Here is a 21,743-nt window from a genome sequence, read left to right as displayed (position 1 = left end):
GACTTGCGACGCTTTTGGGAGAAATTCTCCCGGCCCGACCGAGCCCGCGAGAGCAAACCCGCGACCGGCGCGGGATTCGGGGAATGGGGACGGATTGCCGTGCCCGCCTTACGGTCCCGTTGTCGCGCCGTCATCGTGCCAGTCGGCGCCGGCCCGCTCCCGCAGTATGTCGATGAATGCGCGCAGCTTCGCCGGCACGTGCTTGCGATTCACGTAATAGAGCCACATCGGCGGCAGCGTCCGGCACGCGCCCGGCAGCACCTCGACGAGCGTGCCGTCGCGCAGGTCCGCGTCGATGCGCTCGCGCATGAACGCGAACGCGATGCCGACGCCCTCGCGCGCGGCATCGATCACCGCATCCGCGTCGTTCGTCACGAGCACGCCTTCCGGGTCGAGATCGACGTCGCGGCGCCCGTCGCGCAGCAGCCACTTGTGCAGGCGCCCGCTCTCGGAGAACCGGAACCGGATGCACGCATGGCGCGCCAGCTCGGCGATCGACGCGGGCGTGCCGTGCCGCGCCAGATAGCCGGGCGAGGCGACCAGCGCGCAGGTCAGCGCGGGCGCGATCCGCACGCCGATCATGCCGGGCTGCAGCCGGTCGGCAAGACGAATCCCCGCGTCGAAACCCTCCTTCGCGATATCGACCAGCTCGTTCTCGTAGCGGATTTCGAGCCGGACCTTCGGATAGCGCGCGCGGAACGCGGCCAGAACCGGCGCGATCACGAGCAAGCGGGCCAGCGGCAGCGCCGTGACGCGCAACAGCCCGCCCGGCTCGCTGCGCACCTCCTTCAGCGCGTCGCGCGCCTGCACGACCTGCCGGTACGCAGGCTCCGTCTGCTGCCGGTAATGCTGGCCGGCTTCGGTCAGGCTCACGCCGCGCGTGCTGCGGTTGAACAGTTTCACGTTCAGTTCGCCTTCGAGCTGGCCGATCGCAAGGCTGACGGCAGCCGGCGTCAGGCCGAGCGCGGCGGCAGCACGCGTGAAGTTGCCGGCCGTCGCGACCGTCATGAACACGTGCAGCCCGGCCATCGGATCGCGTCTGCTCATCATTAAAAAAACTTGAAACTCCTTCGAGTGGAATGCCGATTCTCCCATATACAAGAACTACCTACACTGGCCCCGTCGTCTTCCACCGGAGCATCGAATGAATCCGCATCACAGCCCCGCCCTGCCGCTCGCAGCTGTCCGGCAGACGATCGAAGCCGCGCTCGCGCAGGCCGCGTCGCTGCAGGTCGCCGGTGTGTCGATCGCGATCGTCGACGCCGGCGCGAACCTGCTCGCATTCATCCGCACCGACGATTGCTTTCTCGGTGCGATCGACCTCGCGCAACGCAAGGCGCTGACGGCGATCCGCTTCCGCGCATCGACCGCCTCGCTCGGCGCGATGTCCGGCGACGGCCCGCTGCGCGGGATCGAGCACAGCCACGGCGGGCTCGTCACGTTCGGCGGCGGCGAGCCGCTCGTCGACGGCGACGGGCGCTGCGTCGGCGCGATCGGCATATCTGGCGGCAGCGTCGAGCAGGACGACGCGATCGCGCGGCATTGCCGCGATCGCTTTCACGCAACCTTTCCCACCTCGAGGTAAGCACATGGCTCAGAAACGCATCCTCATCACCGGCGCGGGCAGCGGCTTCGGCCGCGAAGTCGCGCTGCGGCTCGCACAACACGGTCACGCGGTCACGGCCGGCGTCCGCACGACCGCCGAGATCGACGCGCTGACGGACGCCGCCGCGCAGCGCGGCACCGCACTGCGCGCGGTGAAGCTCGACGTGACGTCGGCCTACGACCGCGCCCGCGCGGCCGAATTCGAAGTCGACGTGCTCGTGAACAACGCGGGCGTCGGCGAGGCCGGCGCGCTGGTCGACCTGCCGGTCGAGATCGTGCGCGAGCTGTTCGACGTCAACCTGTTCGGGCCGCTCGAACTCACGCAGCAGATCGCCCGCGGCATGCTCGCGCGCGGGCACGGCAAGATCGTGTTCGTGTCGTCGATCGCGGGGTTGATCACGGGGCCGTTCACGGGCGCCTATTGCGCGTCGAAGCACGCGGTCGAATCGGTCGCCGAGGCGATGCACGCGGAACTGGCGCCGCACGGCATCCGCGTCGCGGTCGTGAACCCGGGCCCGTACAGCACCGGCTTCAATGACCGCATGATGGAAACGCCGCGGCGCTGGCGCGATCCGGCCGTCCACACGGTGACGCCCGAGCGGCTGACCTTCCCGCTCGAGCAGCACGATCCGGAGGAAATGATCGCGAAGATGGTCGACGTGATCGAAAACGACGGCGGCGCATTCCGCAACCTGTTGCCGCAGTCGTCGGAAGCGTTCGTGCGCGCCGAGCAGGCGCGCGCGTGGGACCGGCAGCAGTGACGCAGGCCGGCGGCGGCAGGCGGGTCACGCAGGAACGCCCTGCGCGCCGCCCGGCCTGTCGCGTACGACGTTCGCCGTCGATGACCTTCCCGACGGCGCGAACCGTCGCGGATCAACGCGTCGCGGAAGCCGGGCCCGCAACCGGGCGGGCCGCGTCGAGCCGCGCCGCGCGCGCTCAGTACACGTCCCGCATGTAGCGCCGCGCCTTCGAGAGCTTCGCGACGTAGTCGTTCGCGGCTTCGTCCGACATCCCGCCGTGCTCGGCGACGACCGCCTTCAGCGCGGTATCGACGTCCTTGGCCATCCGCGCGGCGTCGCCGCACACGTAGAAGTGCGCGCCTTCCTCCAGCCACTTGTACAGCTCGGCGCCCTGCTCGCGCATCCGGTCCTGCACGTAGATCTTGTCGGCCTGGTCGCGCGAGAACGCGAGATCGAGCCGCGTGAGGAAACCGCTGTCGCGCATCGCGCTCAGTTCGTCGCCGTAGTAGAAGTCGGTCTGCGCATGCTGCTCGCCGAAGAACAGCCAGTTGCGGCCGCGCGCGCCGCGCGCCTGCCGCTCGTGCAGGAAGCCGCGGAACGGCGCGACGCCGGTGCCGGGCCCGACCATCACGACCGGCACGTCACCGTTCACCGGCGGCCGGAAATGCGCGGACTTCTGCACGAACACCGGCACGCGGCCGTCGTCCGCGCGATCGGCGAGGAACGTCGACGCGACGCCTTTGCGCGCGCGGCGGCCATTGTGATAACGCACGGCCGACACCGTCAGGTGAATCTCGCCCGGGTGCGCGCTCGGGCTCGACGCGATCGAATACAGGCGCGGCTGCAGCCGCTTCAGCATCCCGACCAGCTCCGCGCCCGACAGCTCGACCGGGAATTCGTGCAGCACGTCCGCGAGCTGTTGCCCCCACAACCATTGCTTCAGGTCGGCCTTGCGATCGTCGCCGAGCAGCGCCTTCAGCGCGCCGTTCGCGCTGCGCGATGCGATGAACGCGAGCGTGTCGGGATGCGGGCGCGTGATGTCGAAGTGGCGCGCCAGCGCATCGCCGAGCCGCACGTCGCCGACGCCCGCGACCGACACGGGCGCATCGGCCTTCAGCGCGGTGACCGACAGCAGCTCGTCGACCAGCTCCGGGCAGTTGGTCGGCCACACGCCGAGCGCGTCGCCGGTTTCGTATTCGAGGTTCGCGCCTTCGGTCGACAGCGACACGTAGCGCGTGTCCTTCGCGGCGCCCGGCCGGTTGAGCCGCAGGTTCGCGACGAGCTTCGACGGCGCCGGATGCGCCTTGGTCGGCAGCAGCCCCGACGCGCTCATCCCGGCGGTCGGCACCGCATGCAGCGCCGCATCCGCCTCCTTGATCCGGGCGACCACGCGCTCGAGCCACTGGTCGGCATCGCGCTGGAACTCGACGTCGCAATCGACGCGCGCGCACAGGCGCGCCGCGCCGAGTTCCGCGAGCCTTGCATCGAGCCGGCGGCCGTGCCCGCAGAACTGGTCGTAATTGCGATCGCCGAACGCGAGCACCGCGAAGTGCACGCCGTCGAGGCGCGCGGCGCTGCCGGCCTGCAGCGCGTCCCAGAACTCGCTGCCGTTGTCGGGCGCGTCGCCGTCGCCGAACGTGCTCGTCATCAGCAGCACGTATTGCGCGCCGGCCAGCGACGCGACCGGATAGTCGGACATGCACGCGGTGCGGATCTCGAAGCCGGCGTTCATCAGCTGCGTCGCGTAGTCCTCGGTCAGCGATTCGATGTTGCCGGTCTGCGACGCCCACAGCAGCACGACCTTCGGGCGCGTGCGCACGATCCGCACGCCGCCGGGCGCGGCGGCCTCGGTCGGCAGTGCGGGCACAGCGCCTTGCGCGGTGTGGGCCGGCATCGCGCGGCTGAACAGCCCCGCCAGCATCCCGTCGAGCCAGAGCCGCACCGGCGGCGTGAGCGGCGCGCCGGCCGGCAGCACCGGCACGCCGCCGTCGCGCCGGCCGGCGCTCGCCTTCAGCCCGCTGACGAGGCCGGCCACGTACAGGCGCTCCGCGTCGGTGAGCGGCGGCGGCGCGAGATCGGCCACGCCGAGCGCGGCCGCGAAAGTGTCGAGGTCTGCCATGTCGGATTCCTGTGAAGCCGTGATCTGCACCGCCGCCGGCACGGGCCGCGCGTCGCCGGCGGCGGCATCGGGTCGCGCCGTGTCGTCGGCGGCGGACGCGAACGCGTCCGTGTCGACGCGCGCGAGCGCGACCGCGCAATACTTCAGTTCGGGTTGCTGCGATTCCGGATCGATCGCGTCGTTCGTCACCGCGTTGATGCACAGGTCGTCGCCGTACACGTCGTTCCAGTGCATCGGCGCGAAGCAGTTGCCGCGCTGCACGCGCTCGGTCACGACGGCCGGCAGCACGGCGCGGCCGCGCGCCGAGCGAATCTCGACGCTGTCCTGCGTGGCGATGCCGAGCGCGCTCGCGTCGTCCGGATGCAGTTCGACGAACGGGCGCGGATTGAGCTTGTTCAGCATCGCGACCTTGCCCGTCTTCGTCATCGTGTGCCATTGATGCTGCAGCCGGCCGGTGTTCAGCACGATCGGGAACGTATCGTCCGGCAGCTCGGCCGGATCGACGTGCGGCCGCGCGAAAAAGCGCGCCTTGCCCGACGGCGTCGGGAACGCGAGGCGCGGCGCATCGCCGCCGTCGGCTGCCGCGCGCAGCGTCTGGCTCACGCCGTCGTTCAGGTAGCGGATCGGGTGCCGCTCGCGCGCGGTGCCCGGCGCGACCGGCCATTGCACCGGGCCCTCGCGCAGCGCCGCATGGCTCGCGCCGCGCAGGTCGTAGCCGGTCGCCGGATTCGAAAAGCGCACGATCTCGTCGAACACGTCGGCCGCCGACGCATAGTCGAACGCATCGCCGAAACCCATCGCGCGCGCGACTTCCGCGACGATGCGCCAGTCCGGCAGCGCGTCGCCGGGCGGCGCAACCGCGGCGCGCATCAGCGTCATGTTGCGTTCGGAGTTGATCATCACGCCGTCGCCCTCGGCCCACAGCGCGCCGGGCAGCAGGATGTCCGCGTAGCGGTTGGTCTCGGTGTCGAGGAATGCGTCCTGCGCGATCACGAGCTCCGCGGCCTGCAGCCCGGCGATCACGTTCTGCCGGTTCGGCACAGTCGCGACCGGATTCGTGCAGACGATCCAGCACGCCTTGATGTCGCCGGCCGCCATCCGTTCGAACAGGTCGACGGTGCCGCGGCCCGCGTCCTTGCGCAGCGTGCCGGCCGGCACGCGCCACAGGTGCTCGACGAAGCGCCGGTCGTCGTCGGACAGCACCGAGCGCTGGCCCGGCAGCCCGGGCCCCATGTAGCCCATCTCGCGCCCGCCCATCGCGTTCGGCTGGCCGGTCAGCGAGAACGGCCCGCTGCCAGGCCGGCAGATCGTGCCCGTCGCGAGATGCAGGTTGCAGATCGCGTTGGTGTTCCACACGCCGTGCGTGCTCTGGTTGAGCCCCATCGTCCAGCAGCTCATCCATTCCTGCGCGTCGCCGATCCATTGCGCGGCCGTGCGGATGTCGGCTTCGGCGAGGCCAGTGATCTCGGCGACGCGCTCGGGCGTGTAGTCGGCGAGGAACGCGGGCATCGCGTCCCAGCCTTCGGTGTACGCATCGATGAACGCGGCATCGGTGCGGCCGTTCGCGTGCAGCAGGTGCAGCAATCCGTTCGTCAGCGCGAGATCGGTGCCCGGCCGGATCTGCAGGAACAGGTCGGCCTTGTCGGCGGTGCCGGTGCGGCGCGGATCGACGACGATCAGCTTCGCGCCGGCCTTCACGCGATCCATCATCCGCAGGAACAGGATCGGGTGGCAGTCGGCCATGTTCGCGCCGATCACGAAGAACAGGTTCGCTCGATCGAAGTCCTGGTACGACCCCGGCGGGCCGTCCGCGCCGAGCGACTGCTTGTAGCCGGTGCCCGCGCTCGCCATGCACAGGCGCGAGTTCGACTCGATGTTGTTGGTGCCGACGAAGCCCTTCGCGAGCTTGTTCACGAGGTATTGCGCCTCGATCGACATCTGCCCCGACACGTAGAACGACAGTGCGTCGGGCCCGTGCGCGTCGAGCACCGCGCGCAGCCGCCGCGCGGTCTCGGCGATCGCGTCGCGGACCGGCAGCGGCACGAGGTCGTCCTCGCGCGCGCGCCGCACGAACGCGCGGTCGAGCCGCCCCGAGCGGCGCAGCGCGACATGCGCCGACGAACCCTTCGTGCACAGCCGTCCGAAGTTGGCCGGATGGTCGGAGTCGCCCGATACCTTGACGACTTCGTCATCCTCGACGTGCAGCACCATCCCGCAGCCGACGCCGCAGTACGGGCACACGCTCTTGACGGGGGTGGCGCTCATGCGTGCTCCGGGGCGTTCAGGCGGCGATCCATACGAAGCCGTCCTCGACCCGCGACGGATACGCGTTCACCGACTGCTCGGGCGCTTCGAGGCATTCGCCGGTCCGCAGGTCGAAATGCTGCTTGTACAGCGGCGACGCGACCACCACGCGCTCGCCGAGGCTGCCGATCAGCCCGCGCGACATCACCGCCGCCTGCGACACCGGGTCGACGTTGTCGATCGCGAACACGCCGCCTGCTTCGGCATGCGCGACGTGAAACACGGCGACCTGCTCGCCGTTGACGAGCGCGCACACGCCGGTGTTCGGCACGATGTCGTCGAGCGGGCACACGCGGGTCCAGGACAGGGGATGACGATCGTTCATGATGGGCTCCTTGGAAAAGACGCTGGTGTCGGTCGAAGTCACACGGTTGCGGGTTCGGCGACGACGGGAATCGCAACGGGCCTGCCGCCCGCGCGCTCGGCCGGCGTGGCAGGCCGGATCTGGCCGCGCGTCTCGACGAATGCGATGGTCGTGTCCAGCGCGTCGCTGTTCACGAAGTGGCGGAAGCGCTTGCGCGTGTCCGGATCGGTGACGGCCTTCTTCCATTCGCATTCGTAGGTGTCGACCACGTGCTGCATGTCGGCTTCGAGTTCGGCCGCGATCCCGAGCTTGTCGTGCACGACGACGTCGGTCAGGTAGTCGAGCCCGCCTTCGAGGTTGTCGCGCCACACGCTGGTGCGCTGCAGCCGGTCGGCGGTGCGCACGTAGAACATCAGGAAGCGGTCGATGTAGCGGATCAGCGTGGCGCGGTCGAGGTCGGACGCGAGCAGTTCCGCGTGGCGCGGCTTCATCCCGCCGTTGCCGCATACGTACAGGTTCCAGCCCTTCTCGGTCGCGATGATCCCGACGTCCTTGCCTTGCGCTTCCGCGCACTCGCGCGTGCAGCCCGACACGCCGAACTTGATCTTGTGCGGCGCGCGCAGGCCCTTGTAGCGGTTCTCGAGATCGATCGCGAGGCCGACCGAATCGTCGACGCCGTAGCGGCACCACGTCGAGCCGACGCACGACTTCACGGTACGAAGCGCCTTGCCGTACGCATGCCCCGATTCGAAGCCGGCCGCGATCAGTTCTTCCCAGATCGACGGCAGCTGCTCGACGCGCGCGCCGAACAGGTCGACGCGCTGGCCGCCGGTGATCTTCGTGTAGAGCCCGTACTTCTTCGCGACCTGGCCCACCGCGATCAGCCCTTCCGGCGTCACCTCGCCGCCCGGCATGCGCGGCACGACCGAGTACGTGCCGTCGCGCTGGATGTTCGCGAGGTAGTAGTCGTTCGAATCCTGCAGCCCCGCATGCTCCTTCTTCAGCACGAACTCGTTGAAGCACGACGCGAGGATGCCCGCCACCGCCGGCTTGCACACGTCGCAGCCGAGCCCGTGGCCGTGCTTCGCGAGCAGTGCGTCGAAGGTCGTGATGCGCTCGACGCGGATCAGGTGGAACAGCTCCTGGCGCGAATACGGGAAGTGCTCGCACAGATGGTTGTTGACCGCGAGGCCCTGCTTCTTCATCTCGGCCTTCATGATCTGCGTGACGAGCGGCACGCAGCCGCCGCACGACGTGCCCGCGCCCGTGCACGACTTCAGTGCGCCCAGGCTCGTCGCGCCGTCGGCCACCGCCGCGCAGATCTGCGACTTCGACACGTTGTTGCACGAGCAGATCTGCGCGCCGTCCGGCAATGCGTCGACGCCGATCGCGGGCTTCGCCGCGCCGTCCGACGACGGCAGGATCAGGAATTCCGGCGACTCGGGCAGCTCGATGCGGTTCAGCATCATCTGCAGCAGCGTGCCGTATTCGGTCGCGTCGCCGACCATCACCGCGCCGTGCAGGAATTTGCCGCAGTCCGATACCACCAGCTTCTTGTAGACCTGGCGGCGCTCGTCCGCGTACTGGTAGGTGCGGCTGCCGGCCGTCGCGCCGTGCGCGTCGCCGATGCTCGCGACGTCGACGCCCATCAGCTTCAGCTTGGTGCTCATGTCGGCGCCGGCGAATGCGGCGTCGGCCGCTTCTTCCGGGGCACCGCCGAACTGCTTCGCGACCACGCGCGCCATGTCGTAGCCCGGTGCGACGAGCCCGTACACCATCCCGTTCCAGGCCGCGCATTCGCCGATCGCGTAGATGTCGGCGTCGCTCGTGCGGCACGCGTCGTCGATCGCGACGCCGCCGCGCGGGCCGATTTCGAGGCCGCACGCACGCGCCAGTTCGTCGCGTGCGCGGATGCCGGCCGAGAACACGATCATGTCGGCATCGAGATGCGAACCGTCGGCGAACGCCATCCGGTGCGTGCCTTCTTCGCCGTCGACGATTTCGAGCGTGTTCTTGCCCGTATGCACGGTCACGCCGAGCGCCTCGATCTTCGCGCGCAGCATCCGGCCGCCGCCGTCGTCGACCTGCACCGCCATCAGCCGCGGCGCGAATTCGACGACGTGCGTGTCGAGCCCCATGTCGCGCAGCGCCTTCGCGCATTCGAGGCCGAGCAGTCCGCCGCCGATCACCACGCCACGCTTCGCGTGCGTGCCGCACGCCTGCATCGCTTCGAGATCCTCGATCGTCCGGTACACGAAGCAGCCCGCGCGATCGCGCCCCGGCACCGGCGGCACGAACGGACGCGAGCCCGTCGCGAGCACCAGCTTGTCGTACGCGAGCGTTTCGCCGGACGCGAGCGTGACCGTGTGCGCGTCGCGATCGATCGACGCGACGCACGCGTTCAGGCGCAGGTCGAACTGCGGATGCCGTTCGAAGAAACCGGGTTCGACGAGCGACAGGTCGTCGGCCGACTTGCCCGCGAAGAATTCCGACAGATGCACGCGGTCGTACGCCGGGCGCGGTTCCTCGCCGAGCACCGTGACCTGCAGCGCGCCCGCCGCGCCGGCTTGCGCGGCGACGCATTCGAGGAGCTTGTGGCCGACCATCCCGTGGCCGATGACGATGAGTTTCATGATGACGTTTCCTTCGGTCGATCAGTTCGCGGCGCCGGCGGCGGCGAGCGCGCGGTCGCGCAGCTCGGCCTCGCGTGCCTTGTGTTCCTCGCTGAAGCGCACGGCCATCGCGCACAGCGCGGTCGCGGTGACGGCGAGCCCGAGCAGGCTCAGCGTGTGCTGCACGTCGCCGACGCCCTTCAGCAGGAACGCCGCGGCCACCGCGCCGACGTTGCCGCCCGCGCCGACGATCCCCGCGACGCCGCCGAGCGCCTTGCGGTCGATGAACGGCACCAGCGCATAGGTCGCGCCGCAGGCCATGTGCGTGAAGAGGCCGAAGGTCAGCATCGCGACGAGCGCCATGCCGATGCCCTGCGCATGCGAGAACCAGACCAGCCCGAGCCCTTCGCCGACGATCAGCGCGCATAGCAGCGTCGCGCGCACGTCGAGGCTGCGGCGCGCGGCGATCTTGTCCGACAGCCAGCCGCCGAGCGCGCGGGCGAACAGCGCGAGCAGCCCGAACATCCCGACCGCGAAGCCGGCGTCCTTCAGCGACAGCTTGAAGTGATCGACGTAGTACAGCGCGGCGATGTTGTGGATGAACACCTCGACGCCGAAGCACGCGCCGTACGTGACGAACAGCATCCACACGCGATAGTTGCCGCACGCGGCGAAGAAGCTCGCCCAGCCGCCCTTCTTGCCGCTGTCGACCGTCACGCCCTGCTTGCGCAGCGCGACGAAGTCGCCTTGCGGGCAGTCCTGCGTGAAGCGCCAGTACGCCCAGGCCATCGCGAGCATCGCGACGCCCGGCACGACGAGCGCGATGCGCCACGACGCGTCATCGCCGAAGCCGAGCATCAGGCCGGCCGCGACGAGCAGCGGCATCATCGCCTGCGTCGCGCCCGCGCCCGCGTTGCCCCATCCGGCGGTGGTCGCGTTCGCGGTGCCGACCACGTTCGGCGCGAACATCACCGACGTGTGGTACTGCGTGATCACGAAGCCCGCGCCGATCGCGCCGATGCCGAGCCGGCAGATCAGGAACGTCACATAGTCGTGCGAGAACGACACCGCGAACACCGGAATCGCGCCGAGCGCGAGCAGCCCGACATACACGCGGCGCGGGCCGAAGCGGTCGCACATCGGGCCGACCAGCAGCCGCACGGCGATCGTCGCGGCCACTGCGGCGATGTTGATGTTCGCGACCTGTGCCGCGGTGAGGTGGAACTCGCGCGCAATCAGCGGCATCAGCGGCGCGCATGCGAACCACGCGAAGAAGCATACGAAGAACGCCATCCACGTCATGTGGAACGCGCGCATCGGCGCGGTGCGGAAGCTGAAGAGATCGATACGGGTAGCTTTGTCGGTCATGTCATCCGCCAAACGAAAAACGGCGTCCTGCACACCCGGTCTCGTCGAGACCCGATGTGTAGGACGCCGTTGCCCATGAAGCCCGTTGCCGGGCGCGTCGGTAATCGGTACTGCGGACGAATCGCCATTGACCCGCCCGAGCCAGCTTACGCAAACGCCGTGCCATATCCGCCCGAATCGCATCTGCAGCCCCGCCGCACAAGGCTCGCCGGCCGTTGCACGCGTCGCTGCACGACGCCGCGCATGATGCGTCGGGATGCAGCGAGGCACAGATACGGTGCGCTGCAGCACTGTCGCCGTGCGACATCGCGGTGCGCGTGGACGGGGCCGCGATGCACGCCGATGCGGCATCGCGTGCGCCGCGGCCCCGCGGCCGCATGCGGGCCGGCGTCCGTCGTGGCGGTCGCAGCATGTGTATCGCGGCAGTCATTGCCGCATTTGTCACCACGTCGGTTGCCGCGCTCGCCGCCCGGTTCGAGCAGGTTGGCCCGGATATTGCTGATTCCGGACCACACCGGCAACGGCGCCGGTGGGCAGTCCCCGCAAGTCGGGCCCGCCATCGCAGGCGGGCGCAACAGATCAGGACAACGACGTCCCCCCGTGCCCGGCACGGCCGGATGTCGCGATCGCTTCGACCGCCCGCCGCCGCCGCAAGCAACAATGCGCTATCGACCGCCGCACGCACGCGGCACTGGAACACGACATGACGACTGGAAAAGTCACGCTGCTGGGCGCCGGGCCCGGCGATCCCGATCTCCTCACACTGAAGGCCGTGAAGGCGCTGGCGGCCGCCGACGTGCTGCTGCTCGACGATCTCGTCGCGCCCGGCATCGTCGAACTCGCGCCGCACGCGCGCGTGATCCGCGTCGGCAAGCGCGGCGGCTGCCGCTCCACGCCGCAGGCGTTCATCGAGAAACTGATGCGCCGCTACGCGCTGCGCGGCGCGCACGTCGTGCGCGTCAAGGGCGGCGACGCGCTGCTGTTCGGCCGCGCCGGCGAGGAACTCGCGACGCTGCGCGCCGCCGCGATTCCCGTCGACATCGTCAACGGCATCTCGTCGGGCTTCGCGGCCGCCGCGAGCCTCGGCATCTCGCTCACGCACCGTGAGCACTGCCAGGGCGTCACGTTCGTCACCGCACACCGCCAGGACCACGGCGAACCCGACTGGGCGGCGCTCGCGGCGACCGGCACCACGCTCGCGATCTACATGGGCATGAGCCGCGTCGACAGCATCGCGGCGGGCCTGCTCGCCGCCTTGCCCGCGTCGACGCCGGCCGCCGCCGTGCAGTGGGCCGGCACGCCGCACGAGCGCCGCTGGGCAGGCACGCTCGGCGGCCTCGCGCGCGGCGTCGCGGCGGCCGGGCTCGGCAGCCCGGCCGTGATGCTGGTCGGCGCGGCGATCGGCGAAACCGCCGTGCAGTGCGCCGACGCCGCCGGCGAGGCGCTCCTGTCGCGGGCGGCGTAGCATGGGTCGCGTCACGCGGCACCGTCCGCACGCCCGTTCCGCTCACCGCAGCCGCGTTCGCGCCGGCTGCCGGGGATGCATGCGCGAGGTTCCGGGCACATCGACTTCCGCCCGCACCCCGCAACCCCCGTTCAACCCTTGCACCGAAGCCGGTCCGTCCCCGTTCGCGTCATGAGTTCGTCCGCCCCGCCCGCACGCCTGCGCGTGCTGCTCGTCACCGACACCGACAAGCCGATCGGCGAACTCGGCGACGCGCTCGCGCGCCTCGGCTACGAGATGCTCAACGACGTCGCGACGCCCGCGCGCCTGCCCGCGGCCGTCGAGGAGCAGCGCCCCGACGTCGTGATCATCGATACCGATTCGCCGTCGCGCGACACGCTCGAGCAACTGGCCGTGATGCACGCGACCGCGCCGCGCCCCGTGCTGATGTTCAGTCACGATGCCGACCAGGCGCTGATTCACGCGGCGGTCGGCGCCGGCGTCAGCGCGTATCTCGTCGAAGGGCTGTCGGCCGAGCGCCTCGCGCCGATCCTCGAAGTCGCGCTTGCGCGCTTCTCGCACGACGATGCGCTGCGCCGCCGGCTCGCCGACGTCGAGCGCGAGCTCGCCGAACGCAAGCTGATCGATCGCGCGAAGCGCCTGCTGATGGATCAGCGCAGGCTGTCCGAGCACGATGCGTATGCGTTGCTGCGCAGGCGCGCGATGGACCAGGGCCTGCGCATCGTCGACGTCGCGCGGCAACTGCTCGATGCGACCCAACCGTCATGAATGCCATGAACCCTTCGCCTCCCGCCGCGCCGGAACGCGCGCATCTTCGTCTCGGGTTCGTCGCGCTGAGCGACGCGGCCCCGCTGATCGTCGCGCAGCAGCTGAATCTCGGCGCGCGCCACGGCCTGACGCTGGAACTGAGCCGCCAGCCGTCCTGGGCCGCCGTGCGCGACAAGCTGCTGAGCGGCGAACTCGACGCCGCGCACGCGCTGTACGGGCTCGTGTGCGGGCTGCAGCTCGGCATCGGCGGCCCGCAGGCCGACATGGCCGCGCTGATGGTGCTGAACCGCAACGGCCAGGCGATCACGTTCGCCCGCGGCCTCGCCGACGCCTACCGCGCAAGCGGCGACGTCCGCGCGGCGCTCGCGACGCTCGGACGCAAGCCGCTGCTCGCGCAGACCTTCCCGACCGGCACGCATGCGATGTGGCTGAACCACTGGCTCGCGTCGCACGGCATCGATCCGCTGCGCGACGTGCGCAGCGTCGTGATTCCGCCGCCCGAGATGGTCGCGGCGCTCGCGAGCGGCGAACTCGACGGCTTCTGCGCGGGCGAGCCGTGGCACGCGGTGGCCGAAGCGTGCGGCGCGGGCCGGACCGTCGCCGTCACCAGCGAGATCTGGCCCGATCATCCGGAGAAGGTGCTCGCGGCCCGGCGCGATTTCGTCGCGCTGTATCCGGCCACCGCGCGCGCGCTGATCCGCACGCTCGTCGATGCGTGCGCGTGGCTCGACAGCGCCGCGCACCGTCGCGACGCGGCCGGCTGGCTCGCGTCGCCCGATGCGCTCGGCGTGCCGGCCCGGCTGATCGCGCCGCGCCTGCTCGGCGACTACGGCCCGGGGCCGTTCGCGCAGCCGCCGCTGCCGATCCGCTTCCACGACGGCGGCGCCGTGAACCGGCCGGATCCGCAGGAAGGCCGGTGGTTCCTGTTGCAATACCGGCGCTGGGGCATGCTCGACGGCACGCACGACGACGCGGCCATCGCCGCGGCGATCGCGCAGACGGCGTTGTATGATGCTGCGGTCGCCGAAGGCGGTGCGGCGGACAGGTGATCCCGGCACGGATGCCGTGGCCACCGCGCAGCACCATGCCGCGCCCCGCGGAATGCCTGACCCGATGCGCCGGTCCGCTCCGGCTCGCCGCGCCGCATGGACGCGTTTGCATCCGCGCCGCCAGTCCGTCCCCGTTCAGAATCGATGCCGAAACGAACGCGCACGCCGCTCGACGTGCTGCTCACCGAAATCCGCGCGTGCCGCGCCTGCGAAGCCGACCTGCCGCTCGGCCCGCGCCCCGTCGTGCGCGCCCATCGCGACGCCCGCATCCTGATCGTCGGGCAGGCGCCCGGCGCCCGCGTCCATGCGAGCGGCATCCCGTGGGACGATGCCAGCGGCAAGCGGCTGCGCGACTGGCTCGGTGTCGACGCCGACACGTTCTACGACGAGACCCGCTTCGCGATCGTGCCGATGGGATTCTGCTACCCCGGCCGCGGCGCGAGCGGCGACAACCCGCCGCGTCCTGAATGTGCGCCACTGTGGATCGACCGGCTGCTCGCCGAATTGCCGTCGATCCGGCTGACGCTGCTGATCGGCCAGTACGCGCAGCGGCATTTCCTGCGCGACACGCGCCAGGCGACGCTGACCGACACCGTTCACGCGTGGCGCGACTACGGCCCCGACGTGCTGCCGCTGCCGCATCCGTCGCCGCGCAACCAGGCGTGGTTCAAGCACCATCCGTGGTTCGATGCCGAGGTCGTGCCGGAACTGCGGCGGCGCGTCGCACCGCTGATCGCCGGCTGACCGAAACCGGGCGCGCCCCTGCTCCCTGTCGCGACGAACCGGAACGACATCGACTTTGTTCGGCCGCCTGATTGCGGTGTCGCCGGGCCGGATGGAGCGTGTCCCCGCCCGCCCGGCCTGCGCGGATCGGCCCGCGGATTCCGGCCGCGCCCGGTTCGCTGTACCATCGCGGCTCAACCGCGTCACCAACAGCAGAATCCTTCATGCCCTCCACCGCCCCGCCGCGCCTGTACGGGATGCCCGAACGCAGCGACCGGCTCGATTTCTACATCCGCGACCAGGCGTCGCGCCAGGCGATCACCGAGCCGCACCGGCACGCGTATTTCCAGATCCAGTTCAACCTCGGCGGCGACACCGAGCAGCGGATCGGCGGCGTCACGCGGCCGTTTCCGCGCGGCGCCCTCGCGTTCGTGCTGCCGCACCGAGAACACCTGATTCCGCATCCGGAAGGCGCGCACTTCATCGTCATCAACTTCAGCCAGGCGTTCCTGCGCGCCGATCTCGACGTCGATCCGCTCGATCTCGAGGATGTCCCCGCGCAGCGCTTTCCGGAGCTGACGCCGTTCCGCTTCCAGGAACATCTCGACTTCATCCTGACCGGCGACGCGTTCGACGAGGCGCGGCGCCTCGCGCTGTGCATGCTCGATGCCGACCGCGTGCGCACCTTCGGCTCGACCACGTTGCTGCGCGGCTACCTGCTGCAGCTGATCGGCCTCGTCTGCACGCAGTACGCGGGCGCGCTCGACAAGCTCGCGCAGCGTGGCGCCCAGCGCGCGGGCCGGCGCGACGCCCTCGCTCGCGTGCTGCGCCACGTGCGCGCGAACCTGACCCGCGAGGACCTGACGCTCGCGGCCACCGCCGAGGCCGCGTTCCTGTCGCCGAACTACCTCGCGCACCTGGTGCGCAAGGAAACCGGCAGCACCTTCACCGATCTCGTGACCGAGCGCCGGATCGCGCTCGCGCAGTCGCTGCTCGCGCATACGAGCCGGCGCATCGCCGACATCGCGCGCTCGGTCGGCTTCCGCGACGAAGGGTATTTCGCGCGGCGCTTCCGGGCGCGGGTCGGCGTGTCGCCGAAGGCGTACCGGGATGCCAACGCCGCGCTGCCGGACGCCGACGCAGCGCCGACGGCCGGCGACGCGTAGATTTGTCCGGTTAAAGCGCAGTTGCGTCGCATCCCGGCGCGCATGCGTCGGGTATCGTTCCATGCATGCCGGCCCGCGGCGCATTGCGCGGGCAACGGCATCCGTCTATTCATCGAACGAGGTCATCCGATGTCCGCATACGTCATCGACGCTTCCGAGCGTCCTTCCGTCGAAGTCGAACAGTCGTCCGCGCGCTTTCCGGTGCGCCGCGTGTTCTGCGTCGGCCGCAACTACGCCGACCACGCGCGCGAAATGGGCGCCGATCCCGACCGTGAACCGCCGTTCTTCTTCACGAAGCCGGCCGACGCGATCGTCCCGGCCGCCGGCACCGTCCCGTATCCGCCGCTGACCGGCGACCTCCATCATGAAATCGAACTGGTCGTCGCGATCGGCAAGGACGGCCGGTCGATCGACCCGGCCGATGCGCTGTCGCACGCGTGGGGCTACGGCGTCGGCGTCGACCTCACGCGCCGCGACCTGCAGGCCGAAGCGAAGAAGCTGAGCCGGCCGTGGGACTGGGCGAAGGGCTTCGACGCGTCAGGCCCCGTGACCGCGCTGCGCGCGGCGACCGCGACCGGCCATCCGGCAAGCGGCCGGATCTGGCTCGCGGTCAATGGCGAAACGCGCCAGCAAGGCGATCTCGCCGACATGATCTGGGCCGTGCCGGACGTGATCGCGTACGTGTCGCGCTCGGTCGAGCTGAAGGCCGGCGACCTGATCTTCACCGGCACGCCGGCCGGCGTCGGCGCGCTGCAGCCGGGCGACCGCGTGACGGGTGGCGTCGACGGCGTCGCGACGTTCGAGTTCACGATGGGGGCGAAGCCGTAAGGCATCGTGCGGGCGCATGCGACGCGCAGTCGGTCCGACGGCTGTCGGGTCGGGTCGCTCCTTGTCGATCCGGGCAGCGATCGCATCGCGCCGGATCGGCGTGCCGGTCCTGTCGCGTCGATCACGCGCGCCGTTCGCGGGCGTCGAAGATTCGTACACACACCGCGGTAGCCAGCGCGATCGCCGTGGACTGGTCGCCATCGCGCAGCCCAGCGACCCGAGCGTGAAGATGCCGAGGCGCGTCAGCATGATCGGTCGCCGCCCGGACCGGTCCGAGAGCGGCCCCATCACGAACTCGAGCGACACGGCGACCGCCGCGTAGCCGCCTAGCGACAGCGCGACGAGCGCATAGTCGGCGCGCAGGTCGCGCGCGATCGCAGGCAGCGACGGCAGGAACAGGCTCAACGGCAGCACCGAGAACGCGCACAGCAGGATCAGCGTTGCGTGTCGCGGTGCAGCCGGCTCGGAAGCGATCGGCAGGTTTGGATGCAAGCGGGTGCCCACCCCGCACGCGTCGCGTGGACGTGCGCAATGCAAAAGACGTTCTTCGTGGATTTCCGGGGAGGTCGGTTGTCGATCCTGAACGGCCCTTCAGATTCATCCAAAGCGGCCAATCGTTGTGACCTGCAGCGGGATTTTGTAGCCACGCTCGATGAGTATCTTGGCCTCGGCGCGACTGCGGAATCATGCCCGATTAAATTGCTTCTCCCGCAGCGTGCCGTTGGAACCTTCAACGGAATCGTTCTGCCAAGGGCGGCAAGAACGGACACAGCGTGTACGATCTGGTCTTCAAGAAAACCATCCAAGGAGAGAGGAATGAATCCGGAACAGGCCCGAGCCGAAGAAACCCAGGCGATGGAGCGCATGGTGGCCGCCACGCTGCGCGTGCAGAGTACGTTCGCCTCGATGCAGAAGCAATTTCCGCCGCAAGGCAGCGGCGAGCCTTCGCCGTTCGCGCTGCAAACCTTTGATGCCGCCCTGCAGGAACTTGAAGACGCACAGGCCGCGTTCGATGCGCTGCTGAACGATCTGATCGACGGTAACCGCTAAAGACCACGCCCTTATCTGCACCGATTGTCGACGATCTAAAAGGCTGTGTCGAACGGCCGTTTGTGGCCGAATACTGCCCAACTAGCCGTCAATTCATAAAGCAGTCGATCGAAGAACCTCCCCCGAAGATGCCACCGACCGCGGCCAAGTTCCGCGTTCGCAAAACCAGTCCCCCACCAAGACTCACTGGCGCAGCCCGAACACGCCGTGCCACAGAGCGCTGAAAAAATCCGTATGCGCGTGTTCGTCACTCCTTCGTGCGTCGCTCTTTGGCGCCTGCTCCGATGCCTCCTGTGTCGCCCTCTCGTCGCCTTGCGGCATCTGCTCATCACGCTGCCCGTCCCGCGATGCGCCCGGCTGGCGCGACGCATGCAGCTCGACCACACTGCCGGCAATGCGCTCGGCGAGTTGAACATCGCAATCACGGCCGAGCAGAACACCGAACACGACGTCGCGGTTGTGCCCTTGCTCGGCGAAGCGCATCGCCAATGCCACGAACCGCGCATATTCCGCTTCGCGCTCTGCCTTCAGGCGTTCCTCTTCTTCGCGAAGCCGTGCGTGACGGCGCATTTCCTCTGCGTAAACGGTGTCATAGACGCGGCGCAGCTTCGGGTCCGAGAGAATCGCGTATGCCTCCTTGATCTCCTGAAATCGCGCATGCGCGTCCGCTTCGCACCCGACGTTGCGGTCGGGATGTGCTTTCATCGCTGCTTTCCGGTAGCCGCGCTTGATTTCCTCGTCGGTGGCGTTCTCGCGCACACCGAGCAATTCATACATTGTCGTCATGGTGCGTCGGGATGAAAGTCGGATCGCATTGATCGTAGCATGTCGCCGCGGCGCCAATCCGCCGGGTTGAGAATTCACCAGGTACTGAACATCCTGACTGCAGGTCAGGGGCGCTTTGGCAAATGACGAGATCCGAATCATTCTCGTCGGAACGGCCGTTTGCCGACTGGAGCGGTCGCGCGAGTGTCCGAATGAGCATGCAGCAATCGTTCGCCCCGATGACCAAGGTCAGTGGCCGCTTTCGAGCGGCTATCGAAACACGGCTGCCACCCAGGTTCGTCGTAGCCGACGAGCCAATCCGTTCAACCCTGCCTCTTCGTGAAGCGCTCCCGTTTTGTATCTCCATGCTGGAACAACGGTGCGTACTCGTGCAAATCTCGCGGCGAGATGTCGAAGGCTCGACGGAATGCACGAGTAAAGCTTGATGCATCATTGAAGCCCAACCCCGAGGCAACGTCCTGTACCTCCACATGGGGAAAGCGCACCAGTTCATCGGCCGCCATTCGCAGCCTGCGGTTGCGGATATAAGCGGCCAAGCCCCCTTCATGCTCGAATATTCGGTACACGCTGGCGCGTGACAGATTAAGCGACGCCAACACGCTGTCGGGCGACAGATTCGGATCATGCAGATTTGCCTCGACGTGCCGCCGTACTTGCCCGTATACAGCAGCGCGGACCGCCGCGCGGGCATTGCCGGCAAGACCCGCCTGGCGGCAGAAGGCCGCAACGATCAACTCTACCGCCGCGAGCAAGGACCGATGCGCTTCGTCCTTGCTCAGTCCGACGATGGTTTTATTGAGCGCCACCAGATGCTCGATCAGCATGCGCGTCAGAGGATCGGTAGCGTGAATCCAGCGGCCATGCAGCGACGCCGCATCAGGGAATGACTTTTCCACCAGTGCGCGTGGCACAAACAGGAGAAGTATCCGGCTATGAAAACTCCGGACCGTGCACGGCTGATCCATGTCCAGGGCGAGGATACTTGGCACGTGCGGCACGTGCGGCGCGTCGGACCGTGGTTTGCCGCCCAGGAACTGCCCCGGCGACCCTTCAAGGTATATGCTGAACGAGACGTCCCGCACGCTCTCGGTCGAAACCCGACCCAACGATCGCACGGCCAGGTTCGGCCCCGTGCGAAAGTCGAAGATGCTCAGATTCTCGATCGTGTAACGGGACATCGATGCATCGAACGTATCCTCGGCTTGTTTCGACGAAGGCAATATGTCGTAGACAGGACTCATGCGCTCTTGCCAGGCCAGCAAGCTTCGACGGGCGTCGCCTTGAACGCTGAAACTGCTGTGCACGATGCCGGGCGCGAGCACCGGCCGCTCCGGCGGCAACAACAGGCGGCCTGGCGGTATCGCTGTGTGTAGTGGGTCGTCGTTCAATGCGGCGCTCTTCGCTGATTTTCGTCCGGCTTTGATCTGCCCAGCACTCCTGAACGCCATATCGATCCAATCGCTCGCCCGGAACGCGCAGCATGGGAAGCATACCAGTACGTGCTTTGCCGTAGCACACGGCGCGTCCCCTCCCGCTTCTTCAGGATCACGCAATCGTTTGCGAATTGCGATTTCACCACCTGCGCGAAGGCGGGCCCGATCGCTCGTGCTTCCGGCAATTCGACCGGGCCCTGCGCATCCGACAGAAGTTCCGTTTTTTTGAGACGGAGTGTCAAGCCGGCCCGACCGCCCTTCCTAGAATTCCCGGGTCCGCGCGTCCATGGGTGCTTGCCTGTTTCAGGCGGCCACAGGCTGTCGAATCCGGCCGCGCGATGGTTGCCGAGGGCCGCCTGGACGGCATGCGTCAACGGCTTCGAGTTGCAGAGCCCGAAGCGGGCCGCTGCCGGTCAACAACATCCTTGGGGAATCACCGATGGAATCGGAGCACTCCACCCTATCTCGCTCGCGGATTCCCACCGCAGGGACGCCGACGCGAGTCGACATTGTGCTGTCCAACGGATTTGCACTGCACGACGTCGCGGCGATCATCGAGATTTTTCATAAAGCAAGTGCGCTGACCACAGCTCGTCCGTCCGGCGAGGCGCGCTATGACGTATCGCTGGTGTCCGCTGCTGGCGGCAGAATTGCCGCCTCTTCATCGGTCTTCGTCTGGACGGAAAGCATCGATTCGCGGCGGCGCGTGGAAGGCAAGCAGATCATGTTCGTCGCAGGCGGAGCGGCTGCTGATCCGGCCTGTCGCGACAAGCGGCTGATCGATTGGCTGCGCCGCCAGCATCCGCTATGCGAAACCGTTCATCCGATCGCAAACGGAAAACTTCTTCTGGATGCGGCCGGTCTTCCGAGCGGATTTCGTGCCGCCAACGACACGCCCGACATGCATGCCGCCAGACCGCCGGGCGGCGAGCCTGATGCCATTCGCATTGCGTTGCGCGTGGTCGAAGACGATTTGGGCGGCGAGCTCGCGCGGCAAGTGTCCGGGTCTCTGGCGATGCCGGCGCCTGCACCGTCGGATGCGTTCGTTGCGGCGAGCAACGCGCCACGTGTGAGCGAGCAGATCACGGCATCCGCGCGCTGGCTGGAGGCGAACGTCGACCGGCCCGTCTCGATCGATGCTGCGGCGCAAGTCGCGGCCATGAGCGAGCGCAACTTCCTGAGAAGGTTCAAGAGCGAGATCGGCATGACGCCATCCGACTACCTGCAACGCGCGCGCTTGAACATGAGCTGCAGGATGCTGGTGGAATCGAGCTTGCCGGTCGACAAGGTCGCGCGTCGCTGCGGCATCAACAGTGGCGCCCAACTGGCGAGGCTGTTCCGGAAATACCTGTCGACAACGCCGACTGAATATCGCATGCGTAACGATGCGACCGCTGGCATGGCGTGAGTGCAACGTACATCG

Annotated in this window: 17 protein-coding genes and 1 pseudogene; 10 read left to right on the top strand and 8 right to left on the bottom strand. The window is 68.6% G+C overall.

The genetic code is table 11. The annotated features are described in order from the left end of the window. Positions 1-108: 108 nt before the first annotated feature. Complete coding sequence (locus DID99_RS28185) at positions 109-1,047, bottom strand: LysR family transcriptional regulator (RefSeq protein WP_124667969.1); 939 nt, start codon at positions 1,045-1,047, stop codon at positions 109-111. 97 nt (positions 1,048-1,144) lie between these two features. Here DID99_RS28185 and DID99_RS28180 point away from each other — a divergent pair, with 97 nt between their 5' ends. After that, positions 1,145-1,585, top strand: a complete 441-nt coding sequence (locus tag DID99_RS28180) for a heme-binding protein (protein ID WP_124484645.1) — start codon at positions 1,145-1,147, stop codon at positions 1,583-1,585. Between the two features lie 4 nt (positions 1,586-1,589). After that, positions 1,590-2,366: an SDR family oxidoreductase gene (locus tag DID99_RS28175; protein WP_124484644.1), complete on the top strand. Its 777-nt coding sequence runs from the start codon at positions 1,590-1,592 to the stop codon at positions 2,364-2,366. Between the two features lie 175 nt (positions 2,367-2,541). Here the strand turns inward: DID99_RS28175 and DID99_RS28170 are convergent, their stop codons facing one another. Genes DID99_RS28170 through DID99_RS28155 form a run of 4 tightly spaced genes read right to left on the bottom strand, consistent with a single transcriptional unit; the run spans position 2,542 to position 11,052 of the window. Further along, the gene (locus DID99_RS28170) at positions 2,542-6,729 is read right to left on the bottom strand and encodes a bifunctional nitrate reductase/sulfite reductase flavoprotein subunit alpha (protein WP_124667960.1); all 4,188 of its coding nucleotides are present in this window, start codon (positions 6,727-6,729) and stop codon (positions 2,542-2,544) included. 16 nt (positions 6,730-6,745) lie between these two features. Then, a complete protein-coding gene (gene nirD, locus DID99_RS28165; protein WP_124484642.1) occupies positions 6,746-7,093 on the bottom strand; it encodes a nitrite reductase small subunit NirD in 348 nt (115 codons plus the stop codon). Positions 7,094-7,131: 38 nt separating this feature from the next. Beyond that, positions 7,132-9,705 carry a nitrite reductase large subunit NirB gene (nirB, locus tag DID99_RS28160; RefSeq protein ID WP_124667959.1) on the bottom strand — a complete coding sequence of 858 codons (2,574 nt, stop codon included), beginning with the start codon at positions 9,703-9,705 and terminating at the stop codon, positions 7,132-7,134. 21 nt (positions 9,706-9,726) lie between these two features. Further along, the gene (locus DID99_RS28155) at positions 9,727-11,052 is read right to left on the bottom strand and encodes an MFS transporter (RefSeq protein WP_124522042.1); all 1,326 of its coding nucleotides are present in this window, start codon (positions 11,050-11,052) and stop codon (positions 9,727-9,729) included. 703 nt (positions 11,053-11,755) lie between these two features. On the opposite strand from DID99_RS28155, the gene cobA reads away from it, so the two are divergent. The 6 genes from cobA to DID99_RS28120 all read left to right on the top strand — a co-directional run bounded on the left by cobA (position 11,756) and on the right by DID99_RS28120 (position 17,051). Continuing rightward, positions 11,756-12,517 (top strand): uroporphyrinogen-III C-methyltransferase, encoded by a 762-nt coding sequence (cobA, locus tag DID99_RS28145; RefSeq protein WP_124667958.1) that lies wholly within the window; start codon positions 11,756-11,758, stop codon positions 12,515-12,517. A 171-nt stretch (positions 12,518-12,688) separates the two neighbouring features. Continuing rightward, entirely contained in the window at positions 12,689-13,285 is a 597-nt protein-coding gene (locus DID99_RS28140; protein WP_124667957.1) for an ANTAR domain-containing response regulator, read from the top strand. Positions 13,286-13,290: 5 nt separating this feature from the next. Continuing rightward, on the top strand, positions 13,291-14,334 hold the full coding sequence (locus DID99_RS28135; protein WP_124522048.1) for a CmpA/NrtA family ABC transporter substrate-binding protein: 1,044 nt from the start codon (positions 13,291-13,293) through the stop codon (positions 14,332-14,334). A gap of 144 nt (positions 14,335-14,478) precedes the next feature. Further along, a complete protein-coding gene (locus DID99_RS28130; RefSeq protein WP_124484636.1) occupies positions 14,479-15,078 on the top strand; it encodes a uracil-DNA glycosylase family protein in 600 nt (199 codons plus the stop codon). Between the two features lie 203 nt (positions 15,079-15,281). Next, positions 15,282-16,223, top strand: a complete 942-nt coding sequence (locus DID99_RS28125) for a helix-turn-helix transcriptional regulator (RefSeq protein WP_044843331.1) — start codon at positions 15,282-15,284, stop codon at positions 16,221-16,223. 129 nt (positions 16,224-16,352) lie between these two features. Continuing rightward, positions 16,353-17,051, top strand: a complete 699-nt coding sequence (locus DID99_RS28120) for a fumarylacetoacetate hydrolase family protein (RefSeq protein WP_124667956.1) — start codon at positions 16,353-16,355, stop codon at positions 17,049-17,051. Between the two features lie 183 nt (positions 17,052-17,234). Here the strand turns inward: DID99_RS28120 and DID99_RS28115 are convergent. Further along, positions 17,235-17,543 (bottom strand): annotated as a pseudogene (locus tag DID99_RS28115) (MFS transporter); the annotation flags it as partial. 324 nt (positions 17,544-17,867) lie between these two features. Between DID99_RS28115 and DID99_RS28110 the strand changes: the two are divergent. Then, a complete protein-coding gene (locus tag DID99_RS28110) occupies positions 17,868-18,101 on the top strand; it encodes a hypothetical protein (protein WP_011549124.1) in 234 nt (77 codons plus the stop codon). A 183-nt stretch (positions 18,102-18,284) separates the two neighbouring features. Here the strand turns inward: DID99_RS28110 and DID99_RS28105 are convergent, their stop codons facing one another. Together DID99_RS28105 and DID99_RS28100 are read right to left on the bottom strand one after the other, a co-directional pair. Continuing rightward, entirely contained in the window at positions 18,285-18,887 is a 603-nt protein-coding gene (locus DID99_RS28105) for a J domain-containing protein (protein WP_124667955.1), read from the bottom strand. Positions 18,888-19,189: 302 nt separating this feature from the next. Further along, positions 19,190-20,275, bottom strand: a complete 1,086-nt coding sequence (locus DID99_RS28100) for a helix-turn-helix domain-containing protein (protein ID WP_260439242.1) — start codon at positions 20,273-20,275, stop codon at positions 19,190-19,192. Positions 20,276-20,759: 484 nt separating this feature from the next. Here DID99_RS28100 and DID99_RS28095 point away from each other — a divergent pair, with 484 nt between their 5' ends. Continuing rightward, positions 20,760-21,728: a GlxA family transcriptional regulator gene (locus tag DID99_RS28095; protein ID WP_124667953.1), complete on the top strand. Its 969-nt coding sequence runs from the start codon at positions 20,760-20,762 to the stop codon at positions 21,726-21,728. The last annotated feature ends 15 nt before the right edge of the window (positions 21,729-21,743 follow it).

The sequence above is a fragment of the Burkholderia sp. Bp8986 genome (assembly GCF_003854225.1).
Lineage (GTDB): Bacteria > Pseudomonadota > Gammaproteobacteria > Burkholderiales > Burkholderiaceae > Burkholderia.
The sequence above is the reverse complement of the archived record's forward strand: the minus strand, read 5'-3'. Positions and strand labels throughout refer to the sequence as shown.

Excerpts from the sequence above, each read along its gene's own strand:
- DID99_RS28110 (WP_011549124.1), top strand. The coding sequence starts at position 17,868 with ATGAATCCGGAACAGGCCCGAGCCGAAGAAACCCAGGCGATGGAGCGC.
- DID99_RS28095 (WP_124667953.1), top strand. The coding sequence starts at position 20,760 with ATGGAATCGGAGCACTCCACCCTATCTCGCTCGCGGATTCCCACCGCA.
- DID99_RS28125 (WP_044843331.1), top strand. The coding sequence starts at position 15,282 with ATGCCCTCCACCGCCCCGCCGCGCCTGTACGGGATGCCCGAACGCAGC.
- DID99_RS28185 (WP_124667969.1), bottom strand. The coding sequence starts at position 1,047 with ATGAGCAGACGCGATCCGATGGCCGGGCTGCACGTGTTCATGACGGTC.
- DID99_RS28170 (WP_124667960.1), bottom strand. The coding sequence starts at position 6,729 with ATGAGCGCCACCCCCGTCAAGAGCGTGTGCCCGTACTGCGGCGTCGGC.
- DID99_RS28180 (WP_124484645.1), top strand. The coding sequence starts at position 1,145 with ATGAATCCGCATCACAGCCCCGCCCTGCCGCTCGCAGCTGTCCGGCAG.
- DID99_RS28175 (WP_124484644.1), top strand. The coding sequence starts at position 1,590 with ATGGCTCAGAAACGCATCCTCATCACCGGCGCGGGCAGCGGCTTCGGC.
- cobA (WP_124667958.1), top strand. The coding sequence starts at position 11,756 with ATGACGACTGGAAAAGTCACGCTGCTGGGCGCCGGGCCCGGCGATCCC.
- nirD (WP_124484642.1), bottom strand. The coding sequence starts at position 7,093 with ATGAACGATCGTCATCCCCTGTCCTGGACCCGCGTGTGCCCGCTCGAC.
- DID99_RS28105 (WP_124667955.1), bottom strand. The coding sequence starts at position 18,887 with ATGACGACAATGTATGAATTGCTCGGTGTGCGCGAGAACGCCACCGAC.
- DID99_RS28135 (WP_124522048.1), top strand. The coding sequence starts at position 13,291 with ATGAACCCTTCGCCTCCCGCCGCGCCGGAACGCGCGCATCTTCGTCTC.
- DID99_RS28140 (WP_124667957.1), top strand. The coding sequence starts at position 12,689 with ATGAGTTCGTCCGCCCCGCCCGCACGCCTGCGCGTGCTGCTCGTCACC.
- DID99_RS28155 (WP_124522042.1), bottom strand. The coding sequence starts at position 11,052 with ATGACCGACAAAGCTACCCGTATCGATCTCTTCAGCTTCCGCACCGCG.
- DID99_RS28120 (WP_124667956.1), top strand. The coding sequence starts at position 16,353 with ATGTCCGCATACGTCATCGACGCTTCCGAGCGTCCTTCCGTCGAAGTC.
- DID99_RS28130 (WP_124484636.1), top strand. The coding sequence starts at position 14,479 with ATGCCGAAACGAACGCGCACGCCGCTCGACGTGCTGCTCACCGAAATC.
- nirB (WP_124667959.1), bottom strand. The coding sequence starts at position 9,705 with ATGAAACTCATCGTCATCGGCCACGGGATGGTCGGCCACAAGCTCCTC.